This is a genomic window from Daejeonella sp., from assembly GCF_044342615.1.
Taxonomy (GTDB): Bacteria; Bacteroidota; Bacteroidia; order Sphingobacteriales; family Sphingobacteriaceae; genus Daejeonella.
The window spans coordinates 1-6992 of record NZ_JBIIPN010000135.1 but is presented as its reverse complement, the minus strand read 5'-3'; the positions used below and the strand labels follow the sequence as shown (position 1 = coordinate 6992).

Below are 6992 nucleotides of genomic sequence, written 5' to 3'. Positions count from 1 at the left end.
AATTAAATTATGCTTAATGCTTGGCACATCTTTATAAGGCTTTGCATCAATATTTTGATAAATTGGGCAAATAGGCTCTTTTATTTCGGTGTTTTCAATAGCAGCTTGCAATTCAACACGAGCAAGCTCCATCAATGGTGAATGGAAAGCACCGCCCACATTTAGCTTTAAAGCGCGTTTAGCGCCTGCTGCTAGCAAAAGTTCACATGCTTTATCCACACCCTCAATACTTCCAGAAATTACTAGCTGCCCCGGACAGTTATAGTTTGCTGGTACAACTACATCGCTTACACGCTGACAAATATCTTCTACAGTAAAATCGTCTAAACCCAAAATAGCTGCCATCGTGGAAGGCTGAATTTCACAAGCCTTTTGCATGGCATTTGCACGAGCACTTACCAAACGTAATCCATCTTCAAAAGATAGCGCTTCGGCGGCTACTAAAGCAGAAAACTCGCCTAAGGAATGACCAGCAACCATATCCGGATTAAAATTGCTTTTTAACTCTTTAGCCAAAATAACCGAATGTAAAAAAATAGCAGGTTGTGTAACATTAGTCTGCTTTAAATCTTCATCAGTCCCCGAAAACATAATATCAGTTATTCTGAAACCTAAAATCTCATTGGCACGCTCAAATAAGTCCTTAGCACTAGAGGAATGCTCATAAAGATCTTTTCCCATACCAATAAATTGGGCTCCCTGCCCAGGAAATATATATGATTTCATATCAATCTAATTTTATAATTATAAAAAACGGCTTAAATTAAGCTCGCTGTAATCAACCTTAAAAATTCTTTACGTGTTGTTTCATTTACGAAAGCTCCTGTAAATGCTGAAGTTGTAGTTACCGAATTTTGTTTCTGTATTCCACGCATCGACATGCATAAATGCTTACATTCAATCACAACTGCCACTCCAGCCGCATCAAGGGTATCTTGAATACAATCGCGAATCTCATTAGTTAAACGCTCCTGTACCTGCAAACGACGGGCAAAGGCATCTACAACACGTGGTATTTTACTCAATCCTACAATATGCCCATTGGGAATATAGGCTATATGAGCCTTCCCAAAAAATGGGAGCATGTGATGTTCGCACATCGAAAATACTTCGATATCCTTTACCACAACCATTTGGTTATAATCTTCCTTGAACATTGCGCTACGTAGGATATCCTCTGGCTTGGCATCATAACCATGTGTTAAAAATTGTAAAGCCTTTGCAACACGTACTGGTGTTTGAATCAAACCCTCTCTTGTAGGATCTTCGCCCAACTCAAGTAAAATCTCCTTATAGTGAGCTGCAATACGTTCAATCCTAGCGGGATCATAATGGTCAATTTTGGTATAACCATCTAATTTTTCTTCTGAGGAGTGCTTGTTTTCTTGCATTTATAAACCTAATTTATTTGAAATTAACCGAAATATTCAACGAAATTATTCTCGGTTTCATACAGTTTTACCGAATGTAAGGTAGCAAACTGATCGTTTATATGAGTTTTTAAAACCTCAAAAATAGTTACAGCTAACACCTCTGTGGAAGCCATTTTGCCTTTCATAAATGCTACATCAAGATTAATATTTCTATGATCAATAACATCTGTTACATGCAATCTGATGATTCGTTTTAACTCTTTTAAATCAATCACAAAACCAGTTTCGGGATTAATTTCGCCCTTTACCGTTACAAAAAGCTCATAATTATGGCCATGCCAATTAGGATTTGAGCATTTTCCGAAAGTTTCCAAATTCTTTTCATCGCTCCATTCTTCGCGGAATAGCTTATGGGCCGCATTAAACTTCTCTTTTCGAGTTATATAGATCATTTTTTATCAATTAAAACACAAATATACTGAAAGTAAAATATGCCTTAATAACAAATGAAGCTAATTGCGTAAATTGCAACATGAAAATACTACTTGTAGCCGCCACAAAGGCCGAGATAGAACCATTTTTAACTCATTTCTCTTTTAGAGATGAGCTTCCATATGATAAAAGCTTTGGCAATTATCAAATAAAGGTTTTAATTGGCGGAGTTGGGATGGTCCCTACCGCATTTTCTGTCGGGAAAGCTCTCAGCGAGCATCATTTCGACCTAGCCATCAATGTCGGAATTGCTGGCAGTTTCATTGCAGAGCTTAATCCTGGTGATATTTGCCAAGTAAAAGAAGATACCTTTTCTGAACTAGGTGCCGAAAATGGGGATGAATTTTTAACCATAGAAGCCCTCGGATTAGGAAGAAGCACCTATTTTTCAAAACCTAACCTGCTATTTCCAAAACTGAATAATTTAATGTCAGTGAAGGCAATTACAGTTAATAAAGTGCATGGAAACGAAAATTCTATTTCCAAAATAGTCGCTCGATTTAATCCTGATATCGAAAATATGGAAGGAGCTGCCTTTTTCTATGCCTGTGAGCAGACCAAAACATGCTGCATGCAAATTCGCGCCATTTCTAATATTGTGGAAAAACGCAATCGCGAAAAATGGAAAATCGGATTAGCCATAAAAAAACTAAATGATACTTTAATCCAGATTTTTGAGTCATGAAATTAAGTCTCGGATTTTCACCCTGCCCTAACGATACCTTTATTTTTGATGCCATGATTCATCAAAAAATTGATACCGAAGGTTTAGAATTTGAGGTGCTTTATGAGGATGTTGAAACGCTCAACCAAAAAGCATTCAAAAATGAACTCGATATCACCAAATTAAGCTACCATGCTTATGCACACCTTTGCGAACATTATGTTTTACTACATTCAGGCAGTGCATTGGGCTTCGGAGTTGGGCCACTGTTAATCTGTAAAAATGAGGATATTGCCCAAGCTTTCGAGACAAAAAGCAGCAAGGATAGCATAAAAAGGCTAAATAAGCCTGTAGAAGATCTTCTCATTGGTATTCCAGGGAAATATACTACCGCTAATTTTTTGTTGAGCTTAGCCTTTCCGGATGCAAAAAATAAACAGGAAATGAAATTTTTTGAGATCGAATCGGCGCTAATTAATCAGGAAATTGATTTGGGTGTGATTATCCATGAAAACCGATTTATTTACCAAGAAAAGGGGCTTCTAAAAATTATTGATTTAGGTGAGTTTTGGGAAAATCTTACCCATGGACCAATCCCACTTGGTGGTATTATGATTAAAAGGAAGCTTCCTGATGATATAAAACAAAAAGTAAACCGCATCATTAAACGCAGTGTTCAATATGCTTTTGATAATCCTTCATCAGGCATGGATTTTATTTGCTCACTTTCTCAAGAAATGAGTAAAGATGTAGTTAATAAACACATCGAATTATATGTAAATCAATTTTCGCTTGATTTAGGCGATGTTGGGCGTAAAGCCGTAGAGACTTTCTTTGAGCATGCCCAAAAAGTGGGGATTATTCCACAAACCCAACAAAACTTATTCTTATAATTGCACACAATCATTTTTTATCATGATCATCATAACAGGAGCAGCAGGATTTATTGGTAGTTGTTTAATTCAAAAACTAAACGATGAGGGTTATTATGACCTAATCCTAGTTGATGATTTCTCAAATGAATTAAAGAATAAAAACTTTGAAGGCAAGAAATTCAGAAGTAAGGTGGAACGCGATATTTTTCCAACATGGCTGCGCGAAAATCACCTACACGTTCAATTTATCTTTCATATCGGCGCCCGTACAGACACTACCGAAATGGATAGCGAATTACTTAACCGCTTAAATCTGGATTATACCAAGAGCCTTTGGAATATCTGCACAGAATTTGGATTACCATTGGTATATGCTTCATCAGCAGCCACCTACGGGCTAGGCGAATTGGGTTATGATGATGATGAAAGTAAAATACCAATGCTTAAGCCTTTAAATCCTTATGGCGACTCAAAGAATGAGTTTGATATTTGGGCATTAAAACAAGACAAAAAGCCATATTTCTGGTCGTGATTAAAATTCTTTAATGTTTATGGTCCTAATGAGTACCACAAGGGCAGAATGGCCTCTGTGATTTTCCATACTTTCAATCAGATTCAAAAAACTGGATCCATGAAGTTGTTCCAATCACATAATCCTGAATTTAAGGATGGCGAACAGATGCGTGATTTTGTATATGTTAAAGATGTAGTCAATATCTTATATTTTTTAATGCATCACCGCAAAGATTCAGGCATTTATAATTTGGGTACCGGCAAAGCTAGAACCTTCCTAGACCTCGCTAAAAGTACTTTTTATGCCTTAAACAAAGACCCAGAAATTTCCTTTGTCCCAACACCTGAAGATATCCGCGAAAAGTACCAATACTTCACCGAAGCAAATATGAACAAACTACGCTCCATCGGTTATAATCAAGATTTTTATAGCTTAGAAGAGGGGGTTAAGGATTATGTTACTAATTATTTGGTTGGTAATCGATATTATTAAATACTAACGATGTAGCATCCCCAAGCCCTGAAAAGGCATAATACCCTAACGATTAGGTATAGCCCATCGCTAATAAATCGTTATAGAACATCGCTAACGTCATCCCCAAGCCCTGAAAAGGCGTAATACCCTAACGATGAGGTATCGCCCATCGCTAATAAATCGTTATAGCCCATCGCTAACGTCATCCCCAAGCCCTGAAAAGGCGTAATACCCTAACGATGAGGTATCGCCCATCGCTAATAACTCGTTATAGAACATCGCTAACGTCATCCCCAAGCCCTGAAAGGGCGTAATACCCTAATGACGCGGTATCTCGCCCATCGCTAATAAAATCATAAAACCACATAAAGCAAGGGGCTTTACCTTCTTGCTAAAATATATTACGCCCCTTCAGGGCTTTTATGCAAGCTATCACTAATTGCGAATTAATATAGAGATAATTATATTAGGATTTAATACCATTTCATGGCTATACAAATTCTCCATTAATAAATAAAAATGGGACAGTCACTAGTAAAAAACTACATACACCTTGTATTCAGCACCAAGCATCGCCAACCGCTTATACATCCACCTGTGGAAGCAGAACTACATGCCTATCTTGGCGGCATCTGTAATAAACTCGAATGTACAGTTATAAAAGTTGGCGGCTAAAGCGACCATATCCACATACTCTGCATGCTATCAAAAAAGATAGCCTTGATGAAGCTGATGGAAGAATTAAAATCACATTCTTCCAAATGGATAAAAACAAAAGGAACAGGCTACGAAAACTTTTATTGGCAAGATGGTTATGGAGCATTTTCTGTAAATCCGGCAGACGTTGATACTGTTATCAGGTACATCGCCAATCAGCACAAACATCACAGTAAAAAAATATTTCAGGATGAATATCGAGCTATTTTGAAAAAAAATAATGTTGATTATGACGAAAAGTATGTTTGGGATTGATACATCAACTATTCAGCGTTTTGAATTTTATGGCTTGTGAAAGATAAACACATAGCCCTGAAAGGGCGAAATATTCTAGCGAGGTGGTATCGCCCCTCGCTTGTAAAAAATAAAACACATAGCCCTGAAAGGGCGAAATTAAACAACGTGGCGGTATCGCCCCTCGCTTTTGAAAAATAAATATAGCAGGTAGAAAATAGTAGTTAAAGACCTAGGCAAGTTTTAATTTATTCCTCTCACTTAAATACCAGGTTATTACTATCCCATATTCAAGCAATAATACCCAAACATTTTCCTCATAAGGTATGGAAGCATAAGTTAAATAAGTTATAAAAATAAGTAAGGACCATATGAGTGCGAATCGATGGGTTGAAAACACACTGATTAATACCAAAAAAGTTAAGTACCAAGGATGTATTATTAATGAAAACAGATAATATACAAAGAGTATTGTTAGCGCACTCTCAAAAAATATTTTATCGCTTTGCTTGAGTTTAGATTTGAACGAGATAAACATAATTAGCGCAAAAGATATGATAGGAAATAGTTTGCCAATTATTGCAATTTCATTATAACCTGAAATTTGAAACCCTACCCATCGTGCTAAATAATAAATGCTTGCATTAAATTCAAATTTCTGGAAATACAATCCTACACTAGTTCCAATATTGCTTATTAGTTCTTGATTTATAAAAGGCAGGAACAAAACAGAGATTAACATTAGGACAAGCAAAGAATAAATAAAGCCTTTTTTTAAGCCAACCTTTTTAATGATTAATGGTAATAAAACTAAAGGAAGCAGTTTTGTGCTTACTGCCAATGAAAACAAGATTGAAGAAAAAATAATGTTATTTGCCAATAAAAAATAAAAGGAAGAAACAATAAAAAATAACATTACTCCTTCAAAATGCAGATTACCGCTGATTTCAATAATCACCAATGGATTTAATAGATAAATAAGAATTCTGTTTTTGGGTAATTTTAATAAAGAAATGATTTTTCGGAGAAAAAAATAGCTGCCAATTTCAGCTAGTAAAATAACTACTCGTAAAACAATTATAGCTCCATAATTGCTTGAAAATGAAAGCTTTGAGGAAATAAAAAAAATAAATTGTAGTACAGGTGGATATACAGAATAATAATTGGGGGAATTCATTTTAAGATAAAGCGCGTTATTCATTTCACCGACAAGTAAAGATTGCTTTTGAACTTCATCAGGCAAATACAAAAACGGATTGATACCTTCTTCAATCAAACGACCATCCCAAATAAATCGAAAGTAATCATCAGAAAGTGCGGGAACAGCCAGAATGAATATGGCTCTAAATAAAAAAGAGGATATTAAGATAAAATTAAAGTTCCTGTCAGATAAACTGGGCTTGAAAACAACAAATAAATAGAAAGAAAAAAGCAAGATAATTCCGGTAAACAATTGAATAGTTTCAGTTCGTTCGGTATAGTATCCTAATAGCAAATAACAAATCACAGAGATAAACACGCCTATACTCAGGATTATGTTTTCTGAACTAAGTATGCTTTTATTACAATTGAACATTAATTTATAAATACTTAAAGATCGTAGTAATGATTTTATAACCAGCACCAATGGTGCCTTTAATAGTTCCGCT

General features: G+C 35.7%; 6 protein-coding genes and 2 pseudogenes. 4 read left to right on the top strand and 4 right to left on the bottom strand.

From position 1 onward, the window contains the following. From fabD to ACIQ0D_RS10605, 3 genes are all read right to left on the bottom strand, one after another. Positions 1-726, bottom strand: a 726-nt coding sequence (gene fabD, locus ACIQ0D_RS10615) for an ACP S-malonyltransferase (RefSeq protein WP_395805419.1), incomplete at its 3' end; no start/stop codon positions are given. A gap of 32 nt (positions 727-758) precedes the next feature. After that, positions 759-1391, bottom strand: coding sequence for a GTP cyclohydrolase I FolE (gene folE / locus ACIQ0D_RS10610; protein WP_395805417.1), 633 nt, complete (start codon positions 1389-1391; stop codon positions 759-761). 23 nt (positions 1392-1414) lie between these two features. After that, positions 1415-1825 carry a 6-pyruvoyl trahydropterin synthase family protein gene (locus tag ACIQ0D_RS10605; RefSeq protein ID WP_395805415.1) on the bottom strand — a complete coding sequence of 137 codons (411 nt, stop codon included), beginning with the start codon at positions 1823-1825 and terminating at the stop codon, positions 1415-1417. Positions 1826-1905: 80 nt separating this feature from the next. On the opposite strand from ACIQ0D_RS10605, the gene mqnB reads away from it, so the two are divergent. The 4 genes and pseudogenes from mqnB (at position 1906) to tnpA (ending at position 5364) form a co-directional block, all read left to right on the top strand. Next, positions 1906-2550 carry a futalosine hydrolase gene (mqnB, locus tag ACIQ0D_RS10600; protein WP_395805413.1) on the top strand — a complete coding sequence of 215 codons (645 nt, stop codon included), beginning with the start codon at positions 1906-1908 and terminating at the stop codon, positions 2548-2550. Beyond that, positions 2547-3422 (top strand): 1,4-dihydroxy-6-naphthoate synthase, encoded by an 876-nt coding sequence (locus ACIQ0D_RS10595; protein WP_395805411.1) that lies wholly within the window; start codon positions 2547-2549, stop codon positions 3420-3422. The genes mqnB and ACIQ0D_RS10595 overlap by 4 nt, the downstream gene beginning before the upstream one ends. Continuing rightward, positions 3370-4410 (top strand): annotated as a pseudogene (gene rfaD / locus ACIQ0D_RS10590) (ADP-glyceromanno-heptose 6-epimerase). Before ACIQ0D_RS10595 ends, rfaD begins: the two are co-directional and overlap by 53 nt. A 501-nt stretch (positions 4411-4911) precedes the next feature. Then, positions 4912-5364: pseudogene (gene tnpA / locus ACIQ0D_RS10585) on the top strand (IS200/IS605 family transposase). 211 nt (positions 5365-5575) lie between these two features. On the opposite strand, the gene ACIQ0D_RS10580 reads toward tnpA, so the two are convergent. Then, positions 5576-6992 (bottom strand): hypothetical protein (locus ACIQ0D_RS10580; protein ID WP_395805409.1); only part of this gene is annotated, 1417 nt, incomplete at its 5' end.